The organism is Pseudomonas sp. WT-JTC (assembly GCF_056711565.1).
The window spans coordinates 741,735-756,029 of the sequence record NZ_CM160042.1 but is presented as its reverse complement, the minus strand read 5'-3'; the positions used below and the strand labels follow the sequence as shown (position 1 = coordinate 756,029).

At 60.8% G+C, this 14,295-nt stretch carries 14 protein-coding genes; 5 read left to right on the top strand and 9 right to left on the bottom strand.

Annotated features, from left to right (window positions below; translation table 11 throughout):
• The first annotated feature begins 58 nt into the window (after positions 1 to 58).
• A complete protein-coding gene (gliR, locus tag AC06G5_RS03290) occupies positions 59 to 1,087 on the top strand; it encodes an AraC family transcriptional regulator GliR (protein WP_480458973.1) in 1,029 nt (342 codons plus the stop codon).
• Between the two features lie 4 nt (positions 1,088 to 1,091).
• On the opposite strand, the gene AC06G5_RS03285 is transcribed toward gliR, so the two are convergent.
• The 8 genes from AC06G5_RS03285 to mdaB form a co-directional block, all read right to left on the bottom strand.
• Entirely contained in the window at positions 1,092 to 1,460 is a 369-nt protein-coding gene (locus AC06G5_RS03285) for a glyoxalase superfamily protein (protein WP_480458972.1), read from the bottom strand.
• Positions 1,461 to 1,697: 237 nt separating this feature from the next.
• Entirely contained in the window at positions 1,698 to 3,155 is a 1,458-nt protein-coding gene (locus tag AC06G5_RS03280; RefSeq protein WP_480458971.1) for an N-acyl-D-amino-acid deacylase family protein, read from the bottom strand.
• A gap of 1 nt (position 3,156) precedes the next feature.
• Entirely contained in the window at positions 3,157 to 4,017 is an 861-nt protein-coding gene (locus AC06G5_RS03275; RefSeq protein WP_085719039.1) for a MurR/RpiR family transcriptional regulator, read from the bottom strand.
• Between the two features lie 14 nt (positions 4,018 to 4,031).
• Complete coding sequence (locus tag AC06G5_RS03270) at positions 4,032 to 5,381, bottom strand: GntP family permease (RefSeq protein WP_413421701.1); 1,350 nt, start codon at positions 5,379 to 5,381, stop codon at positions 4,032 to 4,034.
• Positions 5,382 to 5,602: 221 nt separating this feature from the next.
• Positions 5,603 to 7,048, bottom strand: a complete 1,446-nt coding sequence (locus AC06G5_RS03265) for a SulP family inorganic anion transporter (protein WP_480458970.1) — start codon at positions 7,046 to 7,048, stop codon at positions 5,603 to 5,605.
• Between the two features lie 202 nt (positions 7,049 to 7,250).
• On the bottom strand, positions 7,251 to 8,144 hold the full coding sequence (locus tag AC06G5_RS03260; protein WP_413421705.1) for an NAD-dependent epimerase/dehydratase family protein: 894 nt from the start codon (positions 8,142 to 8,144) through the stop codon (positions 7,251 to 7,253).
• A 103-nt stretch (positions 8,145 to 8,247) separates the two neighbouring features.
• Positions 8,248 to 9,159, bottom strand: a complete 912-nt coding sequence (locus tag AC06G5_RS03255) for a LysR family transcriptional regulator (RefSeq protein WP_413421707.1) — start codon at positions 9,157 to 9,159, stop codon at positions 8,248 to 8,250.
• 66 nt (positions 9,160 to 9,225) lie between these two features.
• Positions 9,226 to 9,816 (bottom strand): NADPH:quinone oxidoreductase MdaB, encoded by a 591-nt coding sequence (mdaB, locus tag AC06G5_RS03250; protein WP_413703631.1) that lies wholly within the window; start codon positions 9,814 to 9,816, stop codon positions 9,226 to 9,228.
• Positions 9,817 to 9,979: 163 nt separating this feature from the next.
• Between mdaB and AC06G5_RS03245 the strand changes: the two genes are divergently transcribed.
• Positions 9,980 to 10,294, top strand: coding sequence for a putative quinol monooxygenase (locus AC06G5_RS03245; RefSeq protein WP_413421711.1), 315 nt, complete (start codon positions 9,980 to 9,982; stop codon positions 10,292 to 10,294).
• Here AC06G5_RS03245 and AC06G5_RS03240 read toward each other — a convergent pair.
• Complete coding sequence (locus AC06G5_RS03240) at positions 10,284 to 11,048, bottom strand: sulfite exporter TauE/SafE family protein (RefSeq protein ID WP_413421713.1); 765 nt, start codon at positions 11,046 to 11,048, stop codon at positions 10,284 to 10,286. The genes AC06G5_RS03245 and AC06G5_RS03240 overlap by 11 nt on opposite strands.
• Before the next feature lie 225 nt (positions 11,049 to 11,273).
• Here AC06G5_RS03240 and AC06G5_RS03235 point away from each other — a divergent pair, with 225 nt between their 5' ends.
• From AC06G5_RS03235 to AC06G5_RS03225, 3 genes are all read left to right on the top strand, one after another.
• Complete coding sequence (locus tag AC06G5_RS03235) at positions 11,274 to 12,176, top strand: LysR family transcriptional regulator (protein WP_413421715.1); 903 nt, start codon at positions 11,274 to 11,276, stop codon at positions 12,174 to 12,176.
• Positions 12,177 to 12,281: 105 nt separating this feature from the next.
• Entirely contained in the window at positions 12,282 to 13,685 is a 1,404-nt protein-coding gene (locus AC06G5_RS03230) for an amino acid permease (protein WP_413421717.1), read from the top strand.
• Positions 13,686 to 13,852: 167 nt separating this feature from the next.
• Positions 13,853 to 14,197 (top strand): cupin domain-containing protein, encoded by a 345-nt coding sequence (locus AC06G5_RS03225; RefSeq protein WP_007900627.1) that lies wholly within the window; start codon positions 13,853 to 13,855, stop codon positions 14,195 to 14,197.
• Positions 14,198 to 14,295 lie beyond the last annotated feature (98 nt).

Here is a 14,295-nt window from a genome sequence, read left to right as displayed (position 1 = left end):
CAAATTACCTTTCAGGGCATTCATCCGCGCACGCGGGCCTTGATCAAAGGAAACGATCATGCAATCCCTGGGCTTCACTTCAGTTCCGCCGCTGCTCAAATACCTGCGTCATGCCGAACAACTGGGCATGGCCATCGAGCCTGCGTTGGCGGCTGCCGGGTTGCAGGCACAGCAGTTGAGTGACAACAGCCTGCGGTTGCCGGGTGAAGCCCATGAACGGCTGCTCGATTATTTCTGCGAACACTCGGGCGATGCGTTGTTCGGTCTCAACGCCGCGCGTTTCGTGTTGCCCAACTCCTGGAGCGTGCTGGGTTACATCACCATGAACTGCGCGACACTGGGCGACGCCATGAGCCGCATCATGCCGTTCGAAAAGCTGGTGGGAGACATGGGCGTGAGCCGCGCCGAGGTGCAGGACAGCGGCGTGCACCTGATCTGGACATGCCGCCACCAACGCCCGCGAATTCGCCGGCACCTGGTGGAAAACGTGCTCGGCTCCTGGCTGCAATACGCGCGCTGGATCGCCGACACGCATATGTCGCCGGCCGCCGTCTGGCTGGAACATGCCCGTCCGGCCGACACGACGCTGGCACAGTACGAGCAGTTCTTCGACTGTCCGGTACTGTTCGACCAGCCTTACTCGGCGCTGATTGTCCCATTGCCGTATTTGCAGTTGCCATTGCGCCAGGCCGATGCGCAATTGCTGCGCACGCTGGAAGAACATGCCCTGGGATTGATGGCCACACTGGAGGACGCGTCGCTGGAACAACGGGTCAAAAACATCCTGCGCCAATTGCTAAAGGAAGGTCTGCCACGCAAGGAGCAGGTGGCCGAGCATCTCACCGTGTCAGTGCGCACGCTGCAACGCCAGTTGCATCAGGCCGGTACGTCGTACCAGCAGATCCTTGATGATCTGCGCCAGGAACTGGCCGAGCATTACCTGCTCAACAGCACCCTGCCGATTCAGGACATCGCCCAATACCTGGGTTTCACCGAACCCCGCTCGTTTCACCGCACGTTCAAAAGCCGGCGCGGGATGCCGCCCGGCGAGTTTCGGCAAACCCACCGGGTGTCGAACGAAAGCTAAAGGCTCAGAGGCTGATCGCGTTGGTGAACACCAACCGATTGCCGAACGGGTCGGCGATGGTCATGTCCTGGCTGCCCCACGGCATGGCCTGAATCTGTGGATGGGAAAAGCTGTATTGCTTGGCCAACAGTTGCTGTTGAAACGTCTCCAGCTCATCCGTCTCGATTCGCAGTGCAGAACCCGGCGTGCTGTCGCCATGGTGTTCGGACAAGTGCAGCACGCATTCGCCACGGGAGATTTGCAGGTACAGCGGGAAGTTCGCTTCGAATCGATGCTGCCAGTCGATCTTGAAACCGAGGAAGTCGACGTAAAACTCCACTGCCTTGGCTTCGTCGAAAATACGCAGGACCGGAGTGGTTTTGCCGAAGCTCATCGGATTGCCCCCAGACGGTGAAAGACCTGTGGGAGCGAGCTTGCTCGCGATGGTCGTTAATGATGACGCGTGTCTACCGGGTAAACGCTGCGCTCTTTTGTCCATCGCGAGCAAGCTCGCTCCTACAGAATACGTAACCGAACAATGAATGGTTGTCAGGTTTGATATCAGTCCTTCGGCGCGGAAATGCCATTCTTTAATTTCAAAGTGCCATCACTGTGACACAGTCCTCGAAACTCACTCGAACCCCGTACGCAAATCCCCTTCCCTAGCCAGGAACCGCCCTTCTCTGCGCCCGTTGGCCTGGCCATCACGGTAACTCAACACACCGTTGACCCATACGCCCTCGATGCCTTGCGCCGCCCGCTGCGGATCGTTGAAATCGGCGACATCGCGGATGGTTGCCGGATCGAACAACACCAGGTCCGCCCAATGACCTTCGCGAATTTCACCACGCTCCTTCAAACCGAAGCGTGCCGCCGACAGCCCGGTCATCTTGTGCACGGCGGTGTGCAATGGAAACAGTCCTACGTCACGGCTGAAATGTCCGAGCACCCGGGGGAATGCGCCCCACAAGCGTGGGTGTGGGAACGGGTCTTCCGGCAAGCCGTCGGAGCCGACCATCGACAGCGGATGCGCGAGGATTCTGCGGACATCGGCTTCGTCCATCCCGTAATAAACCGCGCCGGCCGGCTGCAGTTGGCGGGCCGCGTCGAGCAGCGACAGGTTCCATTCGGCGGCGATGTCCATCAGGTCGCGGCCGCCCATTTCCGGATGCGGGGTCGACCAGGTGATGGTGATGCGGTGGGCATCGGTCACCTGCTTGAGGTCCAGGGTCGATGAGCTCGCGGCGTAGGGATAACAGTCGCAACCGACCGGGTGGGTCTTCGCTGCCTGTTCGAGGGATGCCAGCAACTGCGGACTACGCCCCCAGTTTCCGGCACCGGCACATTTGAGGTGGGAAATGATCACCGGGCTTTGTGCATGGCGACCAATCCGGAACGCCTCGTCCATGGCCTCCAGCACCGGTTCGAATTCGCTGCGCAGATGGGTGGTGTAGACCGCTCCGAATGCCGTCAATTCTTCGGTCAGCTGCATCACTTCATCGGTCGATGCCGAGAAGGCGCTGGCATAGGCAAGGCCGGTGGACAAGCCCAAGGCGCCGGCTTCGAGGCTTTCACGCAGTTGCTCGCGCATCGCGCTGATTTCATCGGCCGTGGCGGTGCGAAACAGGTCGTCCAGATGATTGCTGCGCAACGCCGTATGGCCGACCAGCGCGGCTACGTTCAACGTGGTATTCGCCGCTTCGACCGCCGTGCGGTAGTCGCGGAAGGTCGGATAAACGAACGCCGCGGCCGTGCCGAGCAGGTTCATCGGATCCGGCGGATCACCGCGCAAACTCACCGGCGAGGCACTGATCCCGCAGTTGCCGACGATCACCGTGGTCACGCCCTGGCTGAGCTTGGGCAGCATCTGCGGCTGACGAATCACCACGGTGTCGTCATGGGTGTGCACGTCGATGAAACCCGGCGCCAGCACCTGGCCCGCTGCGTCGATTTCTTCGTTTGCGTGGGCATCGCGCAAGTCGCCGATACGCTCGATGCGCCCATTGAGAATGGCCACGTCGGCGGGGTAACCGGGGCTGTTGCTGCCGTCGATGATCAGGGCGTTGCGAATCAGCGTGTCGTACTGCATGTCAGTCTCCCAGCGGCAAGTGATCGTCGCCGCCGCGGTATTCGTCCAGGGCGAGTTTGATCCGCCGCAGACGTTCTTGATTGTCTTCAGGATTGGCCAGGGCCAGCTCGGTGGCGAGCACGTCGATGGCCAGCAGCATGCCGTAGCGCGCTGCCGTGGGTTTGTAGATGAACGAAGTTTCGGCACTTTGCAGGGGCAGGACGATGTCGGCCAGTTGCGCCAGCGGTGAACCCGCGAGCGTAATGGCCAGAATGCGAGCGCCATAGTTGCGCGCCAGCTCCACCGTTTCGATCAACTCCGGGGTGATCCCGGTCAGCGAGCAGACAATCACCACCTGTTCAGCGCTGAGGCTGGCGGCGGTGACGCGCATCATCACCGCATCGTGGCACGCCGTAATCGGATAGCCGAGGCGCACCAGGCGCACTTGCAGTTCGTCGCTGCACAGGGTCGAGCAGCCGCCCATGCCGAAGGCGTGAATCATCCGCGCCTTGCCCAGCAGTTTCACCGCATCGGCGAAACGCGACTCATCGAACGCCGCCAGGTGCTGGCGCAAGGTCGATTCGATGTCACTCACGATCTGTCCGTAGAACGCCGACTGCTCGGGCGTGCCCGCCGGGTCGAGAAACCGGCTGCCGACGCCGCTGGCCTGGGCCAGTTGCAAACGCAAATCGCGCAAATCCCGGCAGCCGACCGTGCGGGCGAAACGCGACAGCGTGGCGGTGCTGACCTCTGCCCGCAGCGCCAGTTCATCGAGGCTGGCGGAGGCGGCAAATCCTACGTCGTCGAGCATCAGGCGGGCGATGCGGCCTTCACCGGCGCTGAAGGAATCCTGACGGGCGCGGATCTGGTAGAGGATGTCCATGCGGGTGGCTCCGGCTAAATCAGGTAAGAAAGGCCAACGGTCAGTCCGAAGGCAACGACCGAGATCAACGTCTCGAGCACGGTCCAGGTCTTGAAGGTTTGGGCAACGGTCATGTTGAAGTATTCCTTGATCAACCAGAAACCGCCGTCGTTAACGTGGGAAAAGATAACCGACCCGGCGCCGGTCGCCAGCACCAGCAGCTCCGGATGGGGATAACCCAGACCAATGGCTACGGGTGCGACCACACCTGAAGCGGTCGTCATGGCCACAGTGGCAGAACCGGTGGCGATGCGCATCAGCGCGGCAAACAGCCAGCCCATCAACAGCGGCGACAGATGAAATTCGTGGGCCAGGCCAACGATCTGGTCGGTGACGCCAGCGTCCACCAGAATCCGGTTCAAGCCACCACCGGCACCCACCAACAGCGTAATGCTCGCGGTCGGCGCCAGGCATTCGTTGGTGAACTTGAGGATCGATTCACGGTTGAAGCCCTGCGCCAGGCCGAGGGTCCAGAAGCTCAGCAATGTGGCGAGCAACAGCGCGATCACCGAGTTACCGATGAACAGCAGGAACTGGTTGAAGCCGCTGCCCGGCGTGGAAATCAGATTGGCCCAGCCGCCGATCAGCATCAGCACCACCGGCAACAGGATGGTTGCCATGGTGATGCCGAAACCCGGCAGGCTGTCGCGGGGCTCACGCTCCAGGAACTGGCGCTCCAGCGGGTTTTCCGCCGGCAATTGAATACGCGGCACGATGAACTTGGCGTACAGGGGACCTGCAATGATCGCGGTCGGAATGCCGATCAGGATCGCATACATCAAGGTCTGCCCCACCGACGCCTGATACACCTGTACCGCCAGCATCGCCGCCGGGTGCGGCGGCACGAGCGCATGCACCACCGAGAGCCCGGCGACCATCGGCAAGCCGACCATCAGGATTGATACACCCACGCGCCGTGCCACGGTAAAGGCAATCGGCACCAGCAAGACGAAACCGACTTCGAAGAACAGCGGCAGCCCCACCAGAAACGCGATGCACACCATCGCCCAATGCGCGTTCTTCTCGCCAAAACGGTCGATCAGCGTGCGCGCCATCTGCTCGGCGCCACCGGACTCGGCCATCATCTTGCCGAGCATGGTCCCCAACGCCACCACCAGCGCGATGTGCCCCAGGGTTTTGCCGACACCCGCCTCGTACGCCCCCACCACACCGGAGGGTGGCATCCCGGCGACCAGCGCCAGGCCGAGGGAAATCAGGGTGATGACAATGAACGGATTGAGCCGGTAACGAGCGATCAGAACGATCAGCGCGATGATGGCAACGGCGGCATACACCAGCAGCCAATAGCCGAAGGACGGGGTCATGCGGTACTCCTCGAGAGGGTCACGTCGAAATATTTGTGAAACTCTTAAAACATTTCGGTCGGTGATTTTCAAACGAGGTGAAAGTAATTTTCGTGCACGGATAAGAGGTGTCGTACAGAGACATGGCGTGTCGCGAATTATGAAAGTCGGCCGTACGAATTTTCATCGCCGAAAGACAGATCGTTCCCACGCTCAGGGTGGGAACAATCGAATGGCTGAGCTCAGTCGTGCTGCATCCGGGCGCGCTTGAGCAACTTCTTGCAACGCTCGGACAAATGCAGCACACGCAAGTGCTTGCCAGCCTTGGCGTAGCGCTCGCGCAAGGTGCCCAGCGCAGCGATGGCCGAGTAATCGACAAAACTCAGGTGACGACAATCCAGGGTCACTTGCACCGGGTCATTGGCCGGATCGAACTGATTGAGAAAGGGTGTGGTCGAGGCGAAGAACAGCGTGCCATGCAGCCGATACAGCTTGCTGCCGTCGTTCTCCAGATGACTGTCGGCATACAGCTGGCGGGCCTGCTGCCAGGCAAAGTTCAGCGCCGCAATGATGATGCCGCAGAGCACCGCGATGGCCAGATCGGTGAAAACGGTAATCACCGTCACCGCGATGATCACCAGCACATCGTTCAACGGCACTTTGTTCAGCACCCGCAATGAGGCCCAGGCGAAGGTCTGTTGCGACACCACGAACATCACCCCGACCAGCGCGGCCAATGGAATGCGCTCGATCAGCGGTGACAGGAACAGGATGAACAGCAGGATCGACACCCCGGCCACTACCCCGGACACGCGCCCGCGACCGCCGGAACTGAGGTTGATCATGGTCTGGCCGATCATGGCGCAACCGCCCATGCCACCGAACGCACCGGACACCACATTCGCCACCCCCAGCGCCACGCACTCGCGATCCGGGTAACCACGGCTCTCGGTGATTTCGTCGGTGAGGTTCAGGGTCAACAGGGTTTCCAGCAACCCGACCAGTGCCATCAGGATCGCGTAGGGCGCGATGATCCGCAGGGTGTCCGGATTCCATGCGATGTCCGGCAACGCCAGCGTCGGCAAGCCACCGGCAATGTGCGCCATGTCGCCCAGGGTGCGGGTCGGCAGGCCAAGCAGATACACCGCCAGGCCCACACCGAGAATCGCCACCAGCGCCGGTGGCACCGTACGGGTCAGGCGCGGCATCACATAGACAACGGCCATGGTCACCGCGACCAGCCCGAGCATCATGTACAGCGGCGTACCGCTCAACCAGGCCTCACCACTCTTGAAGTGCTCCAGTTGCGCCAGGGCAATGACAATCGCCAGGCCGTTGACGAAACCGAGCATCACCGGATACGGCACCATGCGCACCAGCTTGCCGAGCTTGAGCAGCCCGAACGCGATCATGATCAGTCCGCCCAGCAACACCGTGGCCAGCAAATACTGCACGCCGTGTTGCACCACCAGTGCGACGATCACCACGGCCATCGAGCCGGCCGCACCGGACACCATGCCTGGTCGCCCGCCAAACAGCGCGGTCAGGGTGCAGATGATGAATGCGCCATAGAGCCCCATCAGCGGATTGAGATGCGCCACCAGCGCGAAAGCGATGCACTCGGGCAACAGGGCGAAGGAAGTGGTAAGTCCGGCCAGGACATCGGCGCGTAGACGTTTTGCTTTCATGGGGAACCGCACACTGGGAGAGACGAGAAATGAGTGTGCGGATGTTACGGAATCGAGGGCGGACCGGCCATCATCTGTGTCATCGAAAATGCCTTCGCGAGCAAGCCCGCTCCCACAATTGATCGCGCTTCGTCAGAAGGAATGCGGCCGAATGTGGGAGCGGGCTTGCTCGCGAAGAACGATGACGCGGTCTAAAGCGAACTCACACCATCTCGTCGCGAATCCACTCCACCACCGACGTGCGCTTCGGCACCCAGCCCAGCAGCTCCCGCGCCTGCTTGCCGCGCACCCGGCTGTTGGAGCCCAGGCCATAGTTGGCCATTTCATAGCCCCACTCGGCTTCGGCGTCCTTGAGCGGCCAGTCTTGCGGCTCGCCCAGGTTCAGCGCCCGGGCCATGGCGGTGGTCATGTCGATGAACGACGCTTCACCGCTTTCGACGAAGTAGAAGGTGCCAGGCACGTTTTCAGTCAGCGCCAGCAGGTACAGCGCCACCACGTCCTCGATGTGCACATTGGACCAGATGTTCCGGCCCGTGCCGACATGGCGTACAACGCCGCTTTTACGCGCCTGTTTGAGCAAGCGCGGCAATTGCACGCTGTCGCGATGGACGCCCAGGCTGTGACCGTAGATCAGCGTGTTGCAGATCACTGCCGAGTTCACCCCGTCCATGGCCGCCGCCAGGATCAGGTTGTCGATGGCCACTCGCGCCGCCTTGTCGACAGTCGGCTCCGGCAGGTTGTCTTCGAAGTAGATGACATCACTGGATTTGCCACCCGAGGCATCACCGACAATGCTCGAACCGCTGGTATGCAGGAACACTTTGCCGGAACCGCGCAAGGCATCGAGCAATGCTTGCACCGCACCACGATGATCGCTGCTGGCGGCGTTGATCACCGCGTCGGCAGCCAGCGCCTGATCGGCCAACAGGGCGGAGTCGTCGAGGGTGCCGATCACCGGTGTGATGCCCAGTGCACGAAGTTCATCCGCTTGTTCGGCGCTGCGTACCAGACCAGTGACGTTGTAGCCGGCCTGGACCAGCCCCGTGGCGATGGAACCGCCGATAAAACCGGCAGCACCGGTAACGAATACGTTCATGGAGAAACTCCCTGCGTTGATAAGTGATGCAAGGAGTATCCAGCAGCGATCCCTGGCGAAAAATCCCTGTCGGCCCAATTCACTCTTGCGCAGGAATCACGAATCAACCCTTGAAGTCTGCGCTCGCATAATCCGCCAACTTGCCCTGGATAAAGTCCAGGAAGCATTGAATCCGCAGGGCCAGTTGCGAGTTGCGGTAGTACACCGCGTTGATCGGCTGGCGATAGCCGCTGTTGAACTCGGCCAACAACACTTTCAAGCGCCCGGCACGAATGTCTTCGATGGTCATGAAATGCGACAGGCTGGCGATACCCTGGCCGTCCAGTGCCAGATGGCGGATGGTCTCACCGCTGGAGGCGCTGATCGACGCCTGGATCGGCCAGCGATCGCCATGCACGTAACGCAGCGGCCATTGGTTGAGGCCTTCGTTCTGGGTGAACCCCAGCAGCGTATGGTTGGCCAGGTCAGCCACGGCTGTCGGTGTGCCGTGCTTTTCCAGGTAGGCGGGGCTGGCGACGATGTGCAGCGGGCTGCAACCCAGGGAGCGGGCATGCAGTGTCGAGTCGGTCAGGGTGCCGATGCGGATGGCGATGTCGGTGCTCTGTTCCAGCAGATCGATGATCAAATCATTGCTGTTGAGTTCGAGCTGGATGTCGGGGTAGAGCCGGCGGAATTCATCGATGTAGGGCACGATGGCGTGCAGCATGAACGGTGACGCCGCGTTGATGCGCAAACGCCCGGACGGCGTTTGCTGGCGTGAGGACAGGCGCTCTTCGAGTTCGTCCATCTGATCGAGAATCTGCTTGGCGTGCTCGAAGAAGTACTTGCCCTCTTCGGTCAGGTCCATGCGCCGCGTGGTGCGGTTGATCAGCGTGGTGTCGAGCTTGGCCTCCAGCCGCGACAGCGTACGACTGACCGCCGAAGGCGTTTGCCCGACCTGCTCGGCCGCCGCAGAAATCGACCCGCATTCAATCACGCAGACGAAAATCTGCAACTCATCGGATCTGGCTTTCACGTGTGTCCTCTTTTGCGAGTCGGCGCGGCGATCTTCCTGGCCGTTGCATCGGATAGTAGCCGAGCACTATGCCTTGAGGCCAAACACCTCAGTCAAATGCTGCGCATAGCGTGCCACGTCACCTTCGATGTTCGGGCGTTTCATCACGTCCACGCACAGGAAGGTCGGCAAACCGGCCATGCCAAGGAACTCGTTGGCCTTGTGGAACGGGAAGTAAACCGCATCCACACCCTTGGCTTCGAAGAAATCGCTCGGGTCGTCGAAGGCTTGCTGCGGGGCGTTCCAGGTCAGCGACAACATGTACTGCTTGCCGTGAATCAGGCCACCGCTGCCGTACTTCTGCGAGGCATCGGAACGGGTGCGACCGTCGCTGGCATAGAGGCTGCCATGGCCTTCGGTGAAGACTTCGTCGATGTACTTCTTCACGGTCCACGGCGCACCCATCCACCAGCCGGGCATCTGGTAAATGATCACGTCGGCCCAGAGAAACTTGGCCACTTCTTCGGCGATGTCGTAACCCTCGTCGATGAAGGTGGTTTTGACATCCAGGCCGCCGCGATCCAGCACGCTCAACGCTGCTTCATGCAAGGTGGTGTTGTAGCGACCATCGGAGTGCGCAAATTTTTTGCCGCCATTGAGCAACAGGACTTTTTTCATGAGTGATCTCGGGAAGGGTCAGGAATTCGATGGCGGCAGAGTACCGACCGGCTTCGCGCGGAATAAGCATCGATTTGGCAAAATTCATTTGACCCACAAGCACGAATCGACAGGCGATTGTTGCCTTAGACTGGCGCCAGTTCTGACTTGAGGAGAGATGTACATGAGTGAAATCCAGGGCTTCATCCTGCACGCTAAGACCCGCCCGGAAAAATCCGACGCCTTCGAAGCGTTTTTCAGCAGCTACGTGGAAGCAAGCCGCGCCGAACCCGGTTGCATCGAATACCACATGTTGCGCGACAAACAGGACCCGACCCTGTTCATCTTTTACGAGATCTGGCAATCCCAGGCCCACCTCGACGTGCACTCGAACCTTCCGCACATGAAGCAGTTCCTCGAGCAGCGCGATGAATACCTGGAACGAGACTTCGAGATCCGCGCCATCGAGATGATCAGCCCGTCGTCCGCTAGCCGCTGATCAGCAAATGGCCGCCGAGCACACCCAGGCCACTGAAGAACACGCGCTTGAACCACAGGGCGCTGATCCGCTGGCGCAGCGATTGCCCCAGCCACATGCCGAGCATTGCCGGGATCAGCGCCAGCAGCGACGCGCTCAACTCGCCCCCGCCGAGGGCGCCGCGCCATAGCAATCCACCGGCCAGGGCCAGGGTCGAGACGGTGAACGACAGGCCCAGCGCCTGCACCAGCTCGTCCTTGCTCAAACCCAGCGCTTGCAGATAAGGCACCGCCGGAATCACGAACACGCCGGTGGCCGAAGTAATGAATCCGGTCAGCACGCCACACAATGGCCCGAGCCAGCGTTCGCTGCGCCGCCCCACGCGCAAAATCGGCAGGAACAGACCGCTCAGCGCATACAGCAACAATGCCGCCCCCAGCCCCCGCACCACCCAATGGCCACCGCTCATGCCGATCCACAGCGTGCCCGCCCCTGTGCCGAAAAAAATCGCCAGCAGCATTGGCCACAGCCGTTTGACCAGCCCCGACAGATGCCCGCCGAATGCCAGTTGCCAGACATTGGTGAGGGTCGCCGGAATGATCAACAGCGCCGCAGCCTGCGTCGGTGCCATAGCCAGGCCGAGCAGGCCCATGGCAACGGTCGGCAGGCCGAGGCCGATGACGCCCTTGATCATGCCGGCCAGCACAAAGGTGCCGATAACCAGTAAGGAAAGGGCCAATCCGAGATTCTGGTAAAACGTCGAGAGTGTGTTCATGGGGCTATGGTGAGCCCGCGAGGGCAGGTTGAAAATCTGCCATATACTGAGGCTGCCTCTTGCTTTGGCAGAGGCTGAATACTTCACTGCAGCGACTGGCCTCTTCGCGAGCAAGCCCGCTCCCACAGTGGATCGCATTTCTTCCATGAGAATTCGGTCACCTGTGGGAGCGGGCTTGCTCGCGAAGGCGCCCGCCCAGACAACATCACATTCAAGGTTGTACCGATGCACTTCGACCTCACCGACCTGCGCCTGTACCTGAACATCCTCGACACCGGCAACATCACCGCCGGCGCTGCCCGCAGTCATCTGTCCCTCGCAGCGGCCAGTGCGCGCATTCGTGCCATGGAAGCCTCACTGGGGATCGAGTTTCTCGAAAGAGGCCGACGCGGCGTAACGCCAACGCCTGCCGGCAAGGCCCTGGCTCAGCATGCCCGTACCCTGATGCAACAAGCCGAGCGCATGCAGCAGGACCTGGCCGAATACGCCAAGGGCGTCAAAGGCCAGGTGCGATTGTTGTGCAACACCACGGCGATCACCGAGTACTTGCCGGAATTGCTCGCCGATTTCCTGCGTGACCACCCCAACCTCGACATCGACCTGCAGGAACTGCCCAGTACCCGTATCACCCACGCCTTGCGCCAGGGGGCGGCGGACCTGGGGATCGTCTCGGATGCGGTGGACACCCACTCCCTCGACACCCTGCCCTTTCGTGACGATCCGCTGGTACTGATCATGCCGCCCGGGCATCCCCTCGCCGACGGCGAACCACCGAATTTCAGCGACACGCTGCAACACCACTACGTCGGCCTGACCGCCGATAGCGCGTTGGCGGTGTACCTGGAAGAACAGGCTTTGCACACAGGCCTGCGCATGCAAATCCGCATCCGTGCCGAAGGTTTCGACGGCGTGATGCGCATGGTCGCGCACGGTGCCGGGCTGGGTATCGTGCCGCTGGCAGCGATCCGCCGCTGGACGGTGGATCAACCGCTGAAAAGCTTCGCGCTGAAGGAGCCATGGGCACAACGAAAACTGCTGCTGTGCGCACACTCATTCGAGCACTTGCCCGGCTATGCCAGGGCCTTGCTGGAGGCGCTACTTAGCGCAAAACGTCGTGAAAATCCTTGAAAATCACCGTTCAACCCTACGCGCGGCTGTATAACCAAGAGGTCACCCAGAGTAATATTCGTCCTTTGAAATCAGGCCTGGCCACAACAACCAGAAGGGAACCAGATGGCGGATGAAATATTGCAACAGGGGACGCTCAAGCGGGGGTTGAAGAATCGTCATATTCAGCTGATCGCCCTGGGGGGAGCCATTGGTACGGGGCTATTCCTGGGCTCCGCCGGCGTGCTCAAGTCGGCCGGACCGTCGATGATCCTCGGCTACGCGATTGCCGGATTCATCGCCTTTCTGATCATGCGCCAGCTCGGCGAGATGATTGTCGAGGAGCCGGTGGCCGGCTCCTTCAGCCACTTCGCCCACAACTACTGGGGCGGCTTCGCCGGCTTCCTGTCCGGCTGGAACTACTGGGTGCTGTATGTGCTGGTGGGCATGGCCGAGCTGACGGCCGTCGGCAAGTACGTGCAGTTCTGGTGGCCGGAAGTGCCGACCTGGGTCAGTGCCGCGGTGTTCTTCGTGCTGGTCAACCTGATCAACACGCTGAACGTCAAAGTCTTCGGTGAAATGGAATTCTGGTTCGCGATCATCAAGGTCGTGGCCATCATCGGCATGATCGTCCTGGGCTGCTACATGCTGTTCAGCGGCACCGGCGGCCCGCAAGCCTCGGTGAGCAACCTGTGGGACCACGGCGGGTTCTTCCCCAACGGCTACAGCGGCCTGCTGATGGCGATGGCGTTCATCATGTTTTCCTTTGGCGGCCTGGAACTGGTCGGCATCACCGCCGCTGAAGCCAGCGAACCAAGGAAGGTCATTCCCAAGGCCATCAACCAGGTGGTTTACCGGGTACTGATCTTCTACGTCGGCGCGCTCACAGTGCTGCTGTCGTTGTATCCGTGGGACCAACTGCTGCAGACGCTCGGCGCTTCGGGCGATGCCTACAGCGGCAGCCCGTTCGTGCAGATTTTCGCCTTGATCGGCAGCGACACCGCCGCGCAAATCCTCAATTTCGTGGTGCTTACCGCGGCGCTGTCGGTCTACAACAGCGGCGTGTATTGCAACAGCCGCATGCTCTATGGCCTGGCCGAGCAAGGCGACGCACCCAAGGTGCTGATGAAACTGAACAAGCAGGGTGTTCCCTTGCTGGCTCTGGGCGTATCGGCACTGATCACGATGCTGGCGGTGCTGATCAACTACGTCGCGCCACAGGAAGCGCTTGAGTTGCTGTTCGCCCTGGTGGTCGCGTCCTTGATGATCAACTGGGCGCTGATCAGCCTGACGCACCTGAAATTCCGCAAGGCCATGGGCCAGCGCGGCATCGTGCCGGGCTTCAAGGCCTTCTGGTCGCCGTACACCAATTACCTGTGCCTGGCCTTCATGGCCGTGATCATCTGCGTCATCTGGATGATTCCACCGGTACGCGCCTCGGTGTACGCCATGCCGGTGTGGGTGTTGTTGATCTACGCTTGCTACCGGTTGCGCATGGCCCGGCATCGAAAGCTGCCAGTGGCTCAGTAACCCCGCACAATAAAACGCCCCGACATTCGATGAATGCCGGGGCGTTTTTCATGGCGTGCGCAAATCGACTAGCGCTTCTGGATACCTCGATGTCGACCACAGACAACTGATGCCCGGCCAAGCCCTATAGGGTGCGACTTCAGCTCTCCCTCATGCCCGGAGTCATCATGACCGCACCGATTACCGTACTTCGCGACACCCACCCGCTGCCCGTACTCGACGCCTGCAAATGGGAAAAACTCGAAGGCGACCCGCACACCGTCAACCTCAACGCCTACACCAGCGAAGACGGCAGCAAGATCATGGGCACCTGGATCTGCACGCCGGGCAAGTGGTACGTGGAATACGTGAAGTGGGAATACTGCCACTTCCAGGAAGGCTACTGCATCATCACTCCGGAAGGCATGGCGCCGATCCACCTGCGCGCCGGTGACATTTTCGTCATCGAGCCGGGGATGAAAGGCACCTGGGAAGTAGTGGAAACCGTGCGCAAGTATTTTGTGTTTGCCTGATCCCAACCCAAAACGACACCCGGTTACAAAAGCGACACCTGCAACGAGTAGCTACCCAAGTAACTACTCGTTGCGCAATATCGTCTTCCATAGACGCA

What these genes read in the sequence shown, in the direction of transcription:
- AC06G5_RS03270 (WP_413421701.1), bottom strand. Translation starts at nt 5,381, where the DNA reads ATGACCCCGTCCTTCGGCTATTGGCTGCTGGTGTATGCCGCCGTTGCC.
- mdaB (WP_413703631.1), bottom strand. Translation starts at nt 9,816, where the DNA reads ATGAAAAAAGTCCTGTTGCTCAATGGCGGCAAAAAATTTGCGCACTCC.
- AC06G5_RS03245 (WP_413421711.1), top strand. Translation starts at nt 9,980, where the DNA reads ATGAGTGAAATCCAGGGCTTCATCCTGCACGCTAAGACCCGCCCGGAA.
- AC06G5_RS03235 (WP_413421715.1), top strand. Translation starts at nt 11,274, where the DNA reads ATGCACTTCGACCTCACCGACCTGCGCCTGTACCTGAACATCCTCGAC.
- AC06G5_RS03275 (WP_085719039.1), bottom strand. Translation starts at nt 4,017, where the DNA reads ATGGACATCCTCTACCAGATCCGCGCCCGTCAGGATTCCTTCAGCGCC.
- gliR (WP_480458973.1), top strand. Translation starts at nt 59, where the DNA reads ATGCAATCCCTGGGCTTCACTTCAGTTCCGCCGCTGCTCAAATACCTG.
- AC06G5_RS03260 (WP_413421705.1), bottom strand. Translation starts at nt 8,144, where the DNA reads ATGAACGTATTCGTTACCGGTGCTGCCGGTTTTATCGGCGGTTCCATC.
- AC06G5_RS03225 (WP_007900627.1), top strand. Translation starts at nt 13,853, where the DNA reads ATGACCGCACCGATTACCGTACTTCGCGACACCCACCCGCTGCCCGTA.
- AC06G5_RS03285 (WP_480458972.1), bottom strand. Translation starts at nt 1,460, where the DNA reads ATGAGCTTCGGCAAAACCACTCCGGTCCTGCGTATTTTCGACGAAGCC.
- AC06G5_RS03230 (WP_413421717.1), top strand. Translation starts at nt 12,282, where the DNA reads ATGGCGGATGAAATATTGCAACAGGGGACGCTCAAGCGGGGGTTGAAG.
- AC06G5_RS03280 (WP_480458971.1), bottom strand. Translation starts at nt 3,155, where the DNA reads ATGCAGTACGACACGCTGATTCGCAACGCCCTGATCATCGACGGCAGC.
- AC06G5_RS03240 (WP_413421713.1), bottom strand. Translation starts at nt 11,048, where the DNA reads ATGAACACACTCTCGACGTTTTACCAGAATCTCGGATTGGCCCTTTCC.
- AC06G5_RS03265 (WP_480458970.1), bottom strand. Translation starts at nt 7,048, where the DNA reads ATGAAAGCAAAACGTCTACGCGCCGATGTCCTGGCCGGACTTACCACT.